The 14,481-nt window shown below is 47.9% G+C and carries 10 protein-coding genes and 1 tRNA gene; 4 read left to right on the top strand and 7 right to left on the bottom strand.

The window, feature by feature from the left end; translation table 11 throughout:
* Window positions 1-6: 6 nt before the first annotated feature.
* The 7 genes from WC980_01300 to purF all read right to left on the bottom strand — a co-directional run bounded on the left by WC980_01300 (window position 7) and on the right by purF (window position 8,057).
* A complete protein-coding gene (locus tag WC980_01300; GenBank protein ID MFA5793695.1) occupies window positions 7-465 on the bottom strand; it encodes an NfeD family protein in 459 nt (152 codons plus the stop codon).
* Window positions 466-566: 101 nt separating this feature from the next.
* Window positions 567-935 (bottom strand): GxxExxY protein, encoded by a 369-nt coding sequence (locus WC980_01295; GenBank protein MFA5793694.1) that lies wholly within the window; start codon window positions 933-935, stop codon window positions 567-569.
* 64 nt (window positions 936-999) lie between these two features.
* Entirely contained in the window at window positions 1,000-2,481 is a 1,482-nt protein-coding gene (locus WC980_01290; protein ID MFA5793693.1) for an NfeD family protein, read from the bottom strand.
* 83 nt (window positions 2,482-2,564) lie between these two features.
* Window positions 2,565-5,405, bottom strand: a complete 2,841-nt coding sequence (gene uvrA / locus WC980_01285; GenBank protein ID MFA5793692.1) for an excinuclease ABC subunit UvrA — start codon at window positions 5,403-5,405, stop codon at window positions 2,565-2,567.
* Between the two features lie 19 nt (window positions 5,406-5,424).
* Entirely contained in the window at window positions 5,425-6,345 is a 921-nt protein-coding gene (locus WC980_01280) for a TIGR01212 family radical SAM protein (GenBank protein MFA5793691.1), read from the bottom strand.
* A 63-nt stretch (window positions 6,346-6,408) separates the two neighbouring features.
* A tRNA-Leu gene (locus WC980_01275) sits at window positions 6,409-6,490 on the bottom strand.
* A gap of 121 nt (window positions 6,491-6,611) precedes the next feature.
* Window positions 6,612-8,057: an amidophosphoribosyltransferase gene (gene purF, locus WC980_01270; protein ID MFA5793690.1), complete on the bottom strand. Its 1,446-nt coding sequence runs from the start codon at window positions 8,055-8,057 to the stop codon at window positions 6,612-6,614.
* Between the two features lie 148 nt (window positions 8,058-8,205).
* Here purF and sppA point away from each other — a divergent pair, with 148 nt between their 5' ends.
* The 4 genes from sppA to WC980_01250 are packed head-to-tail and all read left to right on the top strand — an operon-like array spanning window position 8,206 to window position 14,481.
* Window positions 8,206-9,201: a signal peptide peptidase SppA gene (gene sppA, locus WC980_01265; protein MFA5793689.1), complete on the top strand. Its 996-nt coding sequence runs from the start codon at window positions 8,206-8,208 to the stop codon at window positions 9,199-9,201.
* A 48-nt stretch (window positions 9,202-9,249) separates the two neighbouring features.
* Window positions 9,250-12,963 (top strand): M28 family peptidase, encoded by a 3,714-nt coding sequence (locus WC980_01260; protein MFA5793688.1) that lies wholly within the window; start codon window positions 9,250-9,252, stop codon window positions 12,961-12,963.
* Between the two features lie 10 nt (window positions 12,964-12,973).
* Window positions 12,974-13,957 carry a glycosyltransferase family 4 protein gene (locus tag WC980_01255; protein ID MFA5793687.1) on the top strand — a complete coding sequence of 328 codons (984 nt, stop codon included), beginning with the start codon at window positions 12,974-12,976 and terminating at the stop codon, window positions 13,955-13,957.
* On the top strand, window positions 13,954-14,481 hold the full coding sequence (locus WC980_01250; GenBank protein ID MFA5793686.1) for a methyltransferase domain-containing protein: 528 nt from the start codon (window positions 13,954-13,956) through the stop codon (window positions 14,479-14,481). The genes WC980_01255 and WC980_01250 overlap by 4 nt, the downstream gene beginning before the upstream one ends.

Below are 14,481 nucleotides of genomic sequence, written 5' to 3'. Positions count from 1 at the left end.
CTCCTATTAAGATTTTATCCTTACAATAACTCTGTTACTTTCGACCTTTATTACTTTGATTTGGGTGTCCTTGTCGATCATATCGCCTTCGGTGACGACGTCAATCTTTTTGCCTTCGATGACGGCGGTGCCGGAGGGCCTGAGGTTTGTATGAGCTATGCCTTCCTTATTGAGCAGTTGGTCCAGCCCGGCTTTTTCCGAAGTGAAGCCTTCGGAGGTATCCAGGTTTTTCTTCAAGGTCATTTTCCTGAAGCCGATGTAAATGACCAGTGGTATGAGTATAAGCGCGATGATAGACTGGGCCGAGCCGAGCAGGGCGCCGTATTTGGTGAATGAGTAATAAAGGCTGACGACCAGCCCGATGCCGCCGACCAAAGCCAGGATGCCGCCGCTGGGCACAAAGGCTTCGACCACCAATATTGCCAGCGCCAGGGCGTAGATTAAAATAATCAGTTCCAGACTCATAAATACCTTGTCTTTGCCACTGAGGCGCAGAGTTCACAGAGAATCATAATATAATTTTTCCTATTCCCGTCTTTTAACAGAAACATAGAGTTCACGGAGAATCATAATATGAATCTTTTTATTCCGTCTTTAAGCAATCGACTGTTAAAATTAATCAATAACCCAACTTTTTTACCAGTTATTTTTAAATATGTCAAAACCTGTGCTTCAAAAACCGGATCAAATCTTTCCACACTCTTTATTTCAACTACGACCTCATTTTCCACTATTAAATCGATCCTGTTTTCTCCAATTTGTTTCCCTTTATAAATAACCGGTATAACTACCTGTTGGCCATATTTTAACTTAGCCGCTTCTAACTCAATACAGAGAGCGGATTCATAGATATTTTCAAGCAACCCTGGTCCAAGATATCGATGAACTTCAATCGCACATCCGATAATTTTTTCCGTAAGTTGGTTAATGTCCATTCTATAAAACTACAGGGGACAAAACCATTAGTATTACTCCGTGTCCTCTGTGACTCTGTGGCTATTATGCCTTTCTAACGACAATCCGACTGCCTTCGACCGCGTCGATGACGACGGATTCGCCTTTGTTGATGAAGTCGCCGTCGGTGACCACATCCAGTGTTTCTTCGCTGTTATCGAGGCGTATCTTACCCGAAGGCCTGAGGTCCGTCAAGACAATCCCTTTATTGCCGACCAGCGTGCCGGCGTCTATCCCGGAAACGGTGATTCCGGCCGGGGTGGCCAGCGCCGTGGGCAGTATCATCCGGTTGAATATGGGCATCGAAGGCAGGAACCGGGCGATGATGATTAATATAACTATGGAGATGATAAGCGCCGCGCCGACTGTGACAAAATTATGCTGGAGTATGGTCCATTGCCAGGGGGCTTTTTCTATGTCCGGCAGTGTGAAGTTTTGCATGGATAATATCAGGCTGACGAAGATAAGGATTGCGCCGCTGATGCCGGCCACCCCGAATCCGGGCAGTAAGAAGATTTCCACTCCGATTAATCCTATGCCGAGAATAAAAAGCAGTATTTCTGTTACCTGCGCCAGGCCGACTAGGTACTGACTGAAGAATATTATGCCGAAGCAGAGGACGGCGATAGCTTCCAGCAGTCCTGTGCCCGGCATCTGGAACGCCGAATAGCCGGCTATCAAACCGACGGCGACGAGGATAAGCGTGACCGTCTGGTCGGCTAAGAAGGCGACCAGGTATTCCGACCAGGTTTGGGATGCTTCTGTTATTTTGAATGATTTAATATCAAAGAGCGCCGGGATTTCATCGCGGTTATCCTTGATGGCCGTGGCCAGGCCGTAGTTGAGGGCGTCGCGGGCGGTCAGGTTGAGGAGTTTACCTTTGCCGATGACCAGCCCGATTTCGGCCACCTCTTTGCCCTGCATGGACAGGTTTTTTATCTCGTCGCGGGTAAGGAAGTCGCGTTTGCCGTCGACCTTAACCTCGAAGACCTCCATATCCTTGTCGACCATGGCCATCATCAGATTATGGGGGTAGCCCTTTTTCTGGGCCCGGGCCTTGAACTCGGTTCTCATCACCGAAGCGTATTTTTCCTCGTGGCCGACCGGCGCGCCGACCACTTCGGCCGAGCCGATGATAGCGCCGTCTTTCATTATTATTTTATCAGCCGCGATAGAGATGAGCGAGCCGGCCGAGACGGCCCATTTGTCCACATAAGCCACGGTTGTTATGGGCGCGGCGTTCTCTATGATATTGCATAATTCAATGCTGATATCCACCCGTCCGCCGGGCGTGTCGATGTCGAATATGATAAGCGCGGCGTTATTTGATTTGGCTGTTTCGATGGAGCGTTTGACGAAGTAGTTCAGCCCCCAATCCATGATGGCGCCTTTTATGGGGATGACATAGACCAGCTGTTTGACGCTTGATGTATTGGTCGGGCTGGCCGGCGCGTTGTCCGGGGCGGACCAGGCGACCGGTAATCCGACTAGCAGCATCAGGAACAGAACCGCAAGTATTTTCTTCATAGGGGCTTATTTATATAAAGCATTGGCGTTGATGTCAAGAAAACACCCATAACTTAAAAGAGAGCGGAGACGCCGGCAGCAGTCTATTTTGGTTTGGCCGAGTTATTCAACAGGTATTTTTTGAGTATTCTGCCGGTGTGGGATTTCTCCACTTTGATGATGTTTTCCGGAGGACCTTCGGCTACGACAGAGCCGCCTTCGTTGCCGCCTTCCGGTCCGAGGTCGAGGATGTAATCGGCCATCTTTATGACGTCCATATTGTGCTCTATCATGATGACGGTGTTGCCCATATCCACCAGCCGGTTGAGCACATTAATGAGTTTGTTGATATCCGAGAAATGGAGTCCGGTAGTCGGTTCATCTAATATGTAAAGGGTGCTGCCGGTGGAAAGCTTGCCCAATTCGGCTGCCAGCTTGATGCGCTGGGCTTCGCCGCCCGAAAGGGTGATGCTGGATTGGCCCAGGGTGACATAGCCCAGGCCGACATCATCAAGAATCTTGAGCATCCTGATTATTTTTGGGAAATTCTGGAAGAACTCCAGCGCGGTGGAGCATTCCATATCAAGCACATCGGCGATATTTTTGCCGCGATAGGTTACTTCGAGGGTTTCACGGTTATAACGCTTTCCTTTGCACTCGTCGCAGGTGACGTAGACATCGGGCAGGAAATGCATTTCAATGAGTTTAGTGCCCTGGCCCTGGCAGGGTTCGCATCGGCCGCCTTTGAGGTTGAAGCTGAAGCGTGATGACTGGTAGCCGCGCATCCGGGCTTCTTTAGTGGCGGCGAAGACGTCGCGGATTTCGTCGAAGACCCCGGTATAGGTGGCCGGGTTCGACCGGGGCGTTTTGCCGATAGGCGACTGGTCGATGATGATGACTTTATCCAGGTTATTGCTGCCGGTGATTTCCTTGAATGCGCCGGTGCTGATTCGGCTTTTGTAAATCTGGCGCATCAGGCCGCGGTAAAGGACGTCTTCGACGATGGTGGATTTGCCCGAGCCGGAAACTCCGGTGACACAGCAGAAACAGCCGAGAGGGAAACGAACGTCTATATTCTTGAGATTATGCTCCGATGCTCCTTTGACTTCAAGCCAGAGCCGGTCTTCCAGCGACCTTCTTTTTTGGGGCAGTTCTATTTTAAGTTTGCCGGTCAGGTATTTGACGGTCAGAGAGTTTTCGTCTTTGAGTGCGTCTTCGAGCTTGGCGGCCAGGACTACTTGGCCTCCTTTACGGCCGGCACCCGGGCCGATATCAATCAGGTAATCGGCTGCATGAATGGTTTCTTCGTCGTGCTCGACGATGATTACGGAATTGCCGATATTACGGAGTTTCTTTAAAGTATTGAGCAGTTTCTGGTTATCGCGCTGATGCAAACCTATGGTCGGTTCGTCCAGAACGTAGCATACGCCGACCAGCCCGGAACCGACCTGGGAGGCCAGCCTGATGCGCTGTGATTCGCCGCCGGCCAGGGTGAGACTGCGCCGGTCCAAGGTCAGATAGGATAAGCCCACGTCCAACAGGAAGGATAGGCGGCTTTTTATTTCCTTCAGAAGCGAAGCCGCGATTATTATCTGTTCATTAGTCAGGACCAGGCTATTGAAGAAATTCAATGACTCTTCCACGTTCATATGGATGATTTCGTGGATATTTTTCCCGCCCAAACTCACGGCTAGGATTTCCTTTTTCAGGCGGCTGCCTTTGCAGGTGGGGCAGGAAAGCTCGCTCATATACTGGTGAATCCGTTTCTTGACGTATTCGCTGGTGGTTTTGTGGAACCTTTTTTCCAGGTCGGGGATGACGCCGGTGAAATAGCTGTGATATTTTTGTTCTTCAGCCGGTGAGGTTCCGAACAGCAGTATTTTCCGCTTTTCCTCAGGCAGTTTATAAAAAGGGATATCCATGTTGACATCAAAGGTGCGGGCGAAATCACGGAGAATCTGGTGATAGTAGATAGCCATCCGTTTACCGGACTTGCGCCAGGCGTCTATGGCGCCGTTAGTCAGCGTCAATGATTCGTCCTGCACAATCAGGTTGGCATCCAGTTCCATGCGCGTGCCCAGTCCGTTGCAGGTCGGGCAGGCGCCGTAAGGGCTGTTAAATGAAAACATCCGCGGGCTGAACTCCGATATGGAAATCCCGCATTCGACGCAGGCGTAATGTTCGCTGAAGACGGTGTCTTTCGAAGAGCGGCCTTTTTCTACATTGACAATAATCAGTCCTTCACCCAGCCTCAGGGCCAGTTCAACGGAATCGGACAGGCGTGTTTTAAGATCGCCTTCGAGCGTCAGTCGGTCGACGACGATATCAATATTATGTTTCTTGTTCTTGTCTATTTTGGGGTAGAGTTTACGGGTGCCCAGTTCGATTATTTTATTATCAACCCTGAGCCGGATAAATCCTTCTCGCCTGATTCGGCTAAAGACGTCTTTTGATTCGCCTTTTTTACCCCGGATAATCGGCGCCAGAATGGCAATGCGCGACCCGGCCGGCAGGTTTCTGATTTGCTGGATAATCTGTTGGGCTGATTGTCGTGTAATCAGGCGGTTGCATTTATAACAGTACGCTTGCCCGCAACGGGCGAAAAGGACCCTGAGGTAGTCATAAATTTCAGTGGTCGTGGCTACGATGGAGCGGGGCGTGCCTACGCCGGAGCGTTGTCCGATAGATATGGTCGGCGGCAGGCCTTTAATTTCCTCTACATCTGGTTTTTCCATTTGTTCCAGGAACTGCCGGGCGTAAGCCGAAAGGCTTTCAATGTAGCGTCGCTGGCCTTCGGCGTATATGGTGTCAAAGGCCAAGGATGACTTGCCCGAACCGGATACACCGGTGATGACAACCATTTTATCGCGGGGGATGTCCAGGCTGATATTTTTGAGGTTGTGTTCGCGCGCGCCGTGTATGGAAATAATGTTATTATTGCTCATTTGTTGAATTTATCGGTTTTTAAGGTTGTTTATATTTGCAGCCTTGATACGAATTCCTTCTTTCCAATTCTTTTTCTATCATTCCGATGATAGTATTTTTGCTGGCTTCCCATTTGGGCGCAATCAGGTATTCTCCGCTTAATTCTCCGGTTAGCCGCTGGACTATCATTTGTGGCGGCAGAATTTCCAGTATATCGCACACCAGCGGGATGTACTGGGCCAGGGACATAATTTGCACCTTGCCCGAACCATATAAATTAGCAAGCTCGGTATTCTTGGCAATATAAAGATGATGTAATTTTACGCTGTCTATGCCGAGTCCCGCGACCTTTCGGGCGGAATTAATTATGGTGTCATTTGTCTCGCCGGGCAGCCCGATAATCAGGTGGGTGCCGATGGCGATATTTTTATTGCGGGTTCGCTTAACGGCCGACTCGAAATCCGCATAAGTATGCCCTCTATTGATTAATGCCAGTGTTTTGTCGTCAGCGGATTGCAGGCCGTATTCCACCCAGACCGTGTATTTATCGGTATATGAGGCAATCAGGTTTATGGCTTCATCGGATATGCAATCCGGCCGGGTGCCGATATCCAGGCCGACCACGTCAGTGCCGGACAGTGCTTCGTCATAGCGTTGCTTGAGCAGTTCTATTGGCCCCAGCGTATTGCTGTATGCCTGGAAGTAGGCGATGAATTTATCCGCTTGGTATTTACGGCGGTAAAAATCCATGCCCATCCGGAGTTGTTCTGATATGGACGGGCGCGGGTCGAGGCGGGCATTCGGGCTGAAAGAGCGGTTCTCGCAGTAAATACAGCCACCGGTTCTGTCCGGTCCGGAACGATGGGGGCAGGTAAACCCGGCATCCAGCGCGATTTTATAAACACGCAGGCCGGGGAATTTGTCTTTTAAGTATGCGTTAAAGGAGTAGTATCGGCGCATTATTCACCGCAAAAACGCTGAGGATTATTTGTGTGCTTCAATTCTTTGGGATAAAAGAAAATATGCCGGGAGCGAGACTCGAACTCGCACGCTTTTCAGCATACGCCCCTCAAACGTATGTGTCTGCCAATTCCACCATCCCGGCGCAAGATAAAACAAAAGCAAAAGGATTTAACTAATTGAACAAAGGAAATCAAGAAAATCCATATAAAAGATAACTTTATATTGGATCTTTACGCGTCTGTGCGATGTGTGGTGAGATTGTATCAGCACTTAGCCAGGCACATACGGTCTTCTTCTATCTGCTTGAACATCCGGTCGGAAATCTTGGTCGGATAGATGCCCGAGAAGCAGGCCGTGCAGAACTTATGATTAGGGCTGACGGCCCGGACAAGTCCGGGTAACGTTTGATAAATCAATTCGTCCGACATAATTTCTTTGGAGATGGCTTTAACGGTTTTGTTGCGGGCGATGAATTCTTGTTTAGTCTGCATGTCAATCCCGTAAACACAGGGGAATTTCAGGGGCGGGCAGGTAACCGCAAAGTAAATCGCTTTGGCGCCGGCATCGCGGACCAGGTTTATTATTTCGCGCGAGGTGGTTCCGCGCACGATGCTGTCATCAACCAGTAATATCTTCTTGCCTCTGATTTCGCTTTTTACCGGATTGAGTTTTTGCCGAACCGATACTTCACGCGCTTCCTGGAGAGGCATAATGAATGTTCGGCCGATATAGCGGTTTTTGACTAATCCTTCCCGGTAAGGCAGGTCCAGCTCTGTCGCCATGCACGAAGCGGCCGGCTTGGAGCTATCCGGAACGGGAACGACCACATCCGCTTTTAACCCGGCTTTTCTTACTTCCTTGGAAAGCTCCTGTCCCAATCTTAATCTGGCTTCGTATATGCTGATGCCATCCATGACAGAATCAGGACGGGCAAAATAAACCCATTCAAAGATGCAGGGTGTATGCTTGGCTTTTACTAATCGTTTGCTGTGAAACTGGCGGCTGGCCTTGAAAAAGGCATTCTGCTCGCTTATAAAAATAGCCTCACCTGGTTGGACGTCTCGTTCTATTTTATATCCTAATATGTCCAAAGGCACGCTTTCGGAAGCGAAAATATAGCTTTCGTCCTTGCGACCGAAGATCAGGGGCTTTATACCGTGCGGGTCACGGAAAGCAAACATGCCTTTTCCGGCAATAATGCCGACGACCGAATAGCTGCCCTGAACCCGGCGGAAAACTCCGTGGACAGCCTTGAAAACTGTTTCAGGGGTGAATTTATGAAGATTTTGCTTTGTCAATTCATCGGCGAATACATTAAGGATGACTTCAATGTCGCAGCCGGAGTTAAGATGCCTGAGGTTTTTTGTGTATAAGTCATCCTTGAGCTCGAAATAATTCGTGACATTGCCGTTATGGGCCATGGCAATGCCAAAAGGGGTGTTGACATAAATCGGCTGGGCATCTTCGGCCGAACCGGCTCCGACTGTGGGATAGCGGACATGAGCTAGTCCCGTGGCGCCGGTCAGCCTGGATATATTTTTGGGGTTAAAAACAGTCTGGACTAAACCATCACCTTTTTTCAGGTGAAATTGGTTGTCATAGGTGATGATTCCGGCCGCATCCTGGCCTCTATGCTGGAGAGCTCCCAGCCCCTGGTAGAGGTAATTGACGACATTGGGGCGTCCGCATATGCCTATAACACCGCACATAGATAAGTAAAATTACATGCCCGGGGAACAATTAAATAAAACATCAGCTTACCATATTGAATTTCCCTGTCAACAGATTTTATTGACATTATCGCCGTGTTTTTTTAATATATAAAATATTATCAAAGAAGCTTAATGATTAATTAGCATGAATACTAGAATATTTATTCTGGCCGTCTTTGCGGGGCTGTTAATTTCCGGATGCACGGTTTTTTCAATGGACCTCAAGCCTAAAGAAGAGGTTGAAGAAGTCTTTGTGTGCGGCGAAGAAGAAAGCCCCAATAAAATCCTTATAATTCCCGTATCCGGTTTGATAATGAGCTCGGATGATTATTCAGTGCTTGCGCGGCAGGATGCGGTGACTCCGGAGAAAATCAAAGAGCTCCTGATGAGATCAGAGAAGGATGATACAATTAAAGCGATTATACTGGAAATTGACAGCCCCGGCGGTGGGGTGACAGCCAGCGATATTATTCATAAAACACTCAGTGAATATAAAATACGTTTTCCCGGCAGGCCGGTAATCGCTTTGATGAAGGATACGGCTGCTTCCGGTGGTTATTATATCGCCATGACCGCGGATTACCTGATTGCGCACCCGACATCGATAACGGGCAGCATTGGCGTTATTTCGGTATTTGTTACCATCGAAGATTTATTGGGTAAAATAGGCGTGGAAACAGTAGTTGTCAAATCAGGCCAGGCTAAAGACATCGGTTCTCCTTTCCGTAAAATGACTTCTTCAGAGAAGGAGTTCATGCAGAATATTATCGACCAGATGTATAATAGATTCATTGATACTGTCTATGCCAACCGGAAATCGGTTCTTAGCCGCGCTGAATTGCTGCAAATAGCTGACGGACGCGTGCTGACCGGAGAACAGGCGGTTCAGGCTAAATTGATTGACGCTACCGGTTACCTGACTGATGCATTTGTCAAAGCTAAAGAAATGTCTAAAATAACCGAAGCTAAAGTAATTCGCTATAAGAAGAAAAAAGGTGTTTTGGAAACGGCCTTCAGGATTGAATCACCGTCTAATGAGATGTTTGCTCTGGCCAGCGTTATTTTACCGTTACGTGAGGCTTTTCTTCAGGGCGGCACCGGCAGATTTATGTATTTGTGGATGCCGTCTTTAGAAAGATGATTTATATCCTGCCGGTAATAAATAAACCAAAGAATGAAAGGATAAGATATGTTTAGCAGATTTAATGTAATAGCGGTTTTGACGATTCTTATACTGGTGGCAAGCTGTGCGGCCAAAGGCGGAAAAGTAGATGTTGGTCCAAGTTCATCTTCGGGAACGCCGCCGATGGCTTTGGCTCTGGATATAAAAAAGCATACTCTTAATGTGGAGCTCGATCCGGCGGGGCATACCATAAAGGGCCGGGATGTAATGAGCATAGAAATACCCAAAGATATAAATTCGGTTACGCCGATTTATTTTGCCTTGCATCCACAGGTAACCTTGAAATCTCTTTCAGTAATTAATCAGGGTAAATCAGAGAAGATTAAATACAATGCTTTTGCGTCTCCGGACCAGCTGACGATTTATACATTTAATATCACAGCCGGGGTTGAGTTTCTCGAGTGTGTTTACGAGGGGAAGATATATGATGAAGTCCAAGGCGAGCAATCTCTTGGATTTATCCGCGGGGGATTAACATCGGGTATCATCAGCGAAAAAGGCATCTATCTGCATCACGGTACCGGCTGGTATCCCCGGACAGGATTATCGCCGATGATGCTTTTTGAAGTAACAGCCATAACGCCAAAAGGATGGGAAGTGGTCGGGCAGAATGAACTTAAAGAACGTATCGAAATCGGCGAGAAGAAAGATCGGATTAAAACCACTTGGACCAGCCAGGTTGCTTTTGATTCTTATAGCTTGGTGGCCGGGCCGTATATTGTGACCGAGGAGAATCATCAGGGCGTAAGAATAGCCACTTATTTTTCCAAGGAGTCTCAACAATTTGCCCAGATGCATATTGACGCTGCCAAGGAATTTATCACTCTTTATTCGCAGGCGTTGACACCGTATCCGTTCAAGTCTTTTTCCATTGTGGAAAACTTTTTCACCACCGGTTATGGCATGCCTTCATATACTTTGCTTGGCAAGGATGTTATCATGAGCGGCCGGCATGCAAATGAGGGCGGTCTTGGCCACGAGATTATGCACTGCTGGTGGGGAAATTACGTAAATGTGGATGAAAAAGACGGTAATTGGTGCGAAGGGTTGACTTCTTATTGCTCCAATTATTACTATCTTGAGTTAAAAAAGACCAAGCAGGACGCCATAAATTACCGCCGCAATACGTATGTTAAGTTTTCGGCTTATGTGAATGATTCTAACGATTACCCGGCCCGTAGATTCATATCAAAAATGGGCGAGCAGGACAGTGAAATCGGTTATGGCAAGGCATCGATGGTGTTCCATATGATGCGCCAGACCATAGGCGACCAGGCATTCTTCGATGCGTTACGCCTGGTTATAAAAGAACATGGTGCAGGCAAGGCTTCCTGGAGTGATTTTCAGGCCGCATTCGAAAAGTCATCCGGTAAAAAAGCCGGTGACCTGAAATGGTTTTTTGCCCAATGGTTGGAACGAACCGGAGCCCCGGTTATTTCTATCGAAGATGTCGCTTTAAGCAACGGGGCGGATGGTTCGCAACAAGTATCTTTTGCCATAAAGCAATCAGCCAAAGAGTCATACAGGTTTTCTATTCCGTTCGTTTTAACCACTGACCAGGGGCAGCTTACCAATACTTTGGATATTATAGGCTCAACCCAAAGGGCGACTTTACCGGCGCCGAAAGGATCAACTAAAGTCATATCTTTGGTGTTTGACCCTGAATACAATATCTTCCGTAAATTCAGCCGGCAGGAGCTTTCGCCTTGCCTGGGGATGACTCTTTCCGACCAGAATTTAATAATAATTTGTCCGACCAAAGGTGTAGCTGATGAGAATAGTATTTATCAGAAAATAGCCGAGCGGGTAGCCTCAACCAGGACGGCAGCGGTTAAGATGGATAAAGACGTAACCGAAAATGAGTTGGATGGGAATTCCCTATTGATTTTAGGCGGTCCGGCGATTAATAGTGTTGCGTTAAAATTATCGTCTTCCGGTGCTTTGCAAGTTAAGGAGAATAGTTTTAGTATTATGGGTGCTTCATACAATGAATCGAAATATGCACTGATGGTTTCCGAGCGTAACCCGTTCAATAAGGATAAATACGTAACCGTATTTATGGGGTTGTCCAAAGATGCGGTTGAACGGCCGGGGCGGACAATATTTTTCTACCGCTGGGATCAGTATGTGCTATTCAGCGCCGGTCGGATGGCCCAGAAAGGCGATTTCAATCCGCCATATAACGCGCTGGAACACCGGTTCCAGGACGCTGGACAATCTTCATCAGCTATTGACGGTAATATCATAAAGAAACACGCGGAATATCTGGCATCCGTTGATATGGGAGGCCGGGCGCCTGGCAGCAAAGGCGATAAACTATCTGCCGAGTATATTGCCGGCGAGTTCCGGAAATATGGATTAAAGCCGCCCCTAAAAAGTAATTCATACCTTGAATCGTTTCCCATACCTTTCAGGAAATTAGGGAAAAATACCCTGCTTGAGATTGACGGCAAACAATTGGTTTTAGGCAAGGATTTTCTCCCTTATAACTTCTCGGGTAATGCGGATATTGATATCCAAAATTGTCCGGCCGTATTCGTTGAGTACGGCATATCTGCCCCCGAACATCAACGTGATGATTATGCCAATAAAGATGTTAAAGATAAGGTAGTGCTGATAAAGGATGGATTACCAGATGCTTTTCCGGTTACTACCACCAAATATGCTTCGGTGCTCTCTAAAGTGACTAATGCGGGAAAGCACGGGGCCAAAGCGGTATTAATTTACAGTATTAAGGGGCTGGATTCCCCGGACATTGCCTGGGAAGAATTCCCGTCACAGGCAATCCAGCAAAGAGTCGCTTCCGATGAGCCGAAGCAAAGAAATGTCTCCCTGCGTTCGATGACTCTTTCCAGCCAGTCACGGCTTCAGCCTTTTCCAATACCTGCGCTGTTGGTTAATTTGAATCCCGATGATTCTAAAGAAAACCGTCGGGTGACTATTAAAATACACACTGCTTGGGAAGAGGTCGTCAATACTGCTAATGTAATAGGCATACTGGAAGGGAATGACCCCTTGCTAAAAGGGGAAGCGTTGATTATCGGCGCTCATTATGACCATCTGGGTTTGAATTATGAGGGTAAAGCATTTGCAGGAGGAAATGATAATGCCTCCGGCGTCGGCGGACTGTTGGCCATCGCCGAAGCCTTGGCAAAGAAACCGTCTAAACGCACGATTATTTTCATTGCATTCGGCGGCGAAGAATCAGGGTTATGGGGTTCTAAATTCGCGGCCGGTATTTCTTCAGCGAATCCTTTTTCTAAAATAGATTCCTCGCGCGCTATGATGGATTATAAAAAAACGGCCATGCTCAATTTGGATATGATTGGCCGCGGGAATCTGGGTGAGTTGTTTATTATGGGTAAGGCATTTAACCCGGAATTGTTTGAAGTGGTCAATAAAGCTAATGCATCACTGAGCTTGAATCTCAAGACTAATATTGATTTCCTGTTTAAATACGGTTCGGATCACGCCTCGTTCCACCAGGCCAAGGTGCCGGCCCTGAATTTCACCTCCGGTCCGTTTGAGGAAGAACATACCATCGGCGATACGGCTGATAAATTGATGCCTGATAAGATGTCGCAAATAGCCACGCTGGTCTATCAGGCAGCCTTGGCCATAGCCGGTTCCGACATCAAATTCCCCGAGCCCAAGGATATAGAAGTCTCGCCGCCACGTACCGGCCGGGGACATCCGGGTAGGTCTCCCGCGCCTAAATAATTGGCAGATTATGAAGATACTCTTTCTGGTCAGAGACAAGAACCACCCGGCGCCGCGTTATCGGGTTGCCCAGTACCTGGATTATTTGAACGAGCACGGCATTCAGACAGATGTAATGACTGCGCCGAAATCAATCTGGAAATGGTGGCAGTTGACGCGTAAAGCCGGGAACTGGGATGTTGTTTTTATCCAGAAAAAACGGGTCACGCCGTTCTGGCTCAAGCACCTTCGTAAAAATAGCCGCCTGATATATGATTTTGACGATGCGGTTATGTTCAACAGCTCCCGGCACGATTCGCCCGATTCACCTGCCCGGATGAAACATTTTATCAATACCGTCAGCAATGTGGACGGAGTCATTGCCGGAAACGATTATCTCCAATCACTGGCGTTGCCTCATAATTCCAGAGTTTGGGTTATTCCTACCTCCATAGAAACGAAGAAGTATTCTGTTAAAGAGCATCACCCGAATGATACGGTTACTTTGGGCTGGATTGGCGGCAGGAAGTCTCTGGTATTCCTGAAGAAACTCAGCGATGTGCTTGACCGGATACACGATAAACATAAAACGACCAGGCTTAAAATAGTCTGTAATGATTTCTTCGACTGCGCCGGAATGCCGGTAATGAAAAAACAGTGGAGCGAGTTGGAAGAGGTTAACGACATCTTGAGTTTTGATATCGGCCTGGCGCCGTTGCCTGACGACTTATGGTCGCGCGGCAAATGCGCCACTAAGCTGCTTCAATGTATGGCCGCCGGTCTGCCGGCCGTAGCTTCGCCGGTTGGCGTCCATAACCAGATAATCAAGGAAAATATCAACGGCTTTCTTGCCAAAACAGACCAGGAATGGTTTGATCAAATCAGCCGTTTAGTAGAGAGTATTGAATTGCGCCGGAACCTAGGGCTGGCCGGCCGGGCCACAGTGGAGCAGGGATATTCCATAAATGCCAATGCGCCGAAACTGTTGGATATCATCAAAGAGGTTTTGAAATGAAATTAGATATAGGATGCGGTAATAAAAAGCGCGATGGTTATACCGGGGTTGACGTGGCTAAACTGCCCGGGGTGGATATCGTTTGCGATATCCGCCAGGGATTGCCATCAATTAAGGATAACAGCGTTGAAGAGATTTACTGCGCTCACGTCCTGGAACACATTACTGACCTGGAAGCAGTCATGAAAGAATTCCATCGGGTGCTCAGCCCGGGCGGGCAGCTGATAATTCGAGTACCGCATTGTTTCAGCCCGAGCGCCTTCGGCGACCCGACCCATTGCCGGTATTTTAACTTCGAGACATTCCGTAATTACGACCGGGCTCATACTAAATCTTATTACCGTGATTTTCATTTCAATTTTAAGTCATCCCGCATACAGGTAGACCGCAACTGGCATAAGCCCAGCCTGTTTGACAGCTTCCTGGAATGGCTGCTTAATATCAAACAGCGGCGCGGCGAAAAGTTCCTGAAAATCCTGCCTTATAAATACTGGGAGGTTTATACCGTCCTGGTCAAAGAATGA

It is taken from the genome of Candidatus Brocadiia bacterium, assembly GCA_041658285.1.
Taxonomy (GTDB): domain Bacteria; phylum Planctomycetota; class MHYJ01; order JACQXL01; family JACQXL01; genus JBBAAP01.
Note: the sequence above shows the minus strand (reverse complement) of the source record. Positions and strands in the feature narration are given on the sequence as shown.

What these genes read in the sequence shown, in the direction of transcription:
- WC980_01300 (MFA5793695.1), bottom strand. Translation starts at nt 465, where the DNA reads ATGAGTCTGGAACTGATTATTTTAATCTACGCCCTGGCGCTGGCAATA.
- WC980_01290 (MFA5793693.1), bottom strand. Translation starts at nt 2,481, where the DNA reads ATGAAGAAAATACTTGCGGTTCTGTTCCTGATGCTGCTAGTCGGATTA.
- WC980_01280 (MFA5793691.1), bottom strand. Translation starts at nt 6,345, where the DNA reads ATGCGCCGATACTACTCCTTTAACGCATACTTAAAAGACAAATTCCCC.
- WC980_01295 (MFA5793694.1), bottom strand. Translation starts at nt 935, where the DNA reads ATGGACATTAACCAACTTACGGAAAAAATTATCGGATGTGCGATTGAA.
- uvrA (MFA5793692.1), bottom strand. Translation starts at nt 5,405, where the DNA reads ATGAGCAATAATAACATTATTTCCATACACGGCGCGCGCGAACACAAC.
- purF (MFA5793690.1), bottom strand. Translation starts at nt 8,057, where the DNA reads ATGTGCGGTGTTATAGGCATATGCGGACGCCCCAATGTCGTCAATTAC.
- WC980_01255 (MFA5793687.1), top strand. Translation starts at nt 12,974, where the DNA reads ATGAAGATACTCTTTCTGGTCAGAGACAAGAACCACCCGGCGCCGCGT.
- WC980_01250 (MFA5793686.1), top strand. Translation starts at nt 13,954, where the DNA reads ATGAAATTAGATATAGGATGCGGTAATAAAAAGCGCGATGGTTATACC.
- WC980_01260 (MFA5793688.1), top strand. Translation starts at nt 9,250, where the DNA reads ATGTTTAGCAGATTTAATGTAATAGCGGTTTTGACGATTCTTATACTG.
- sppA (MFA5793689.1), top strand. Translation starts at nt 8,206, where the DNA reads ATGAATACTAGAATATTTATTCTGGCCGTCTTTGCGGGGCTGTTAATT.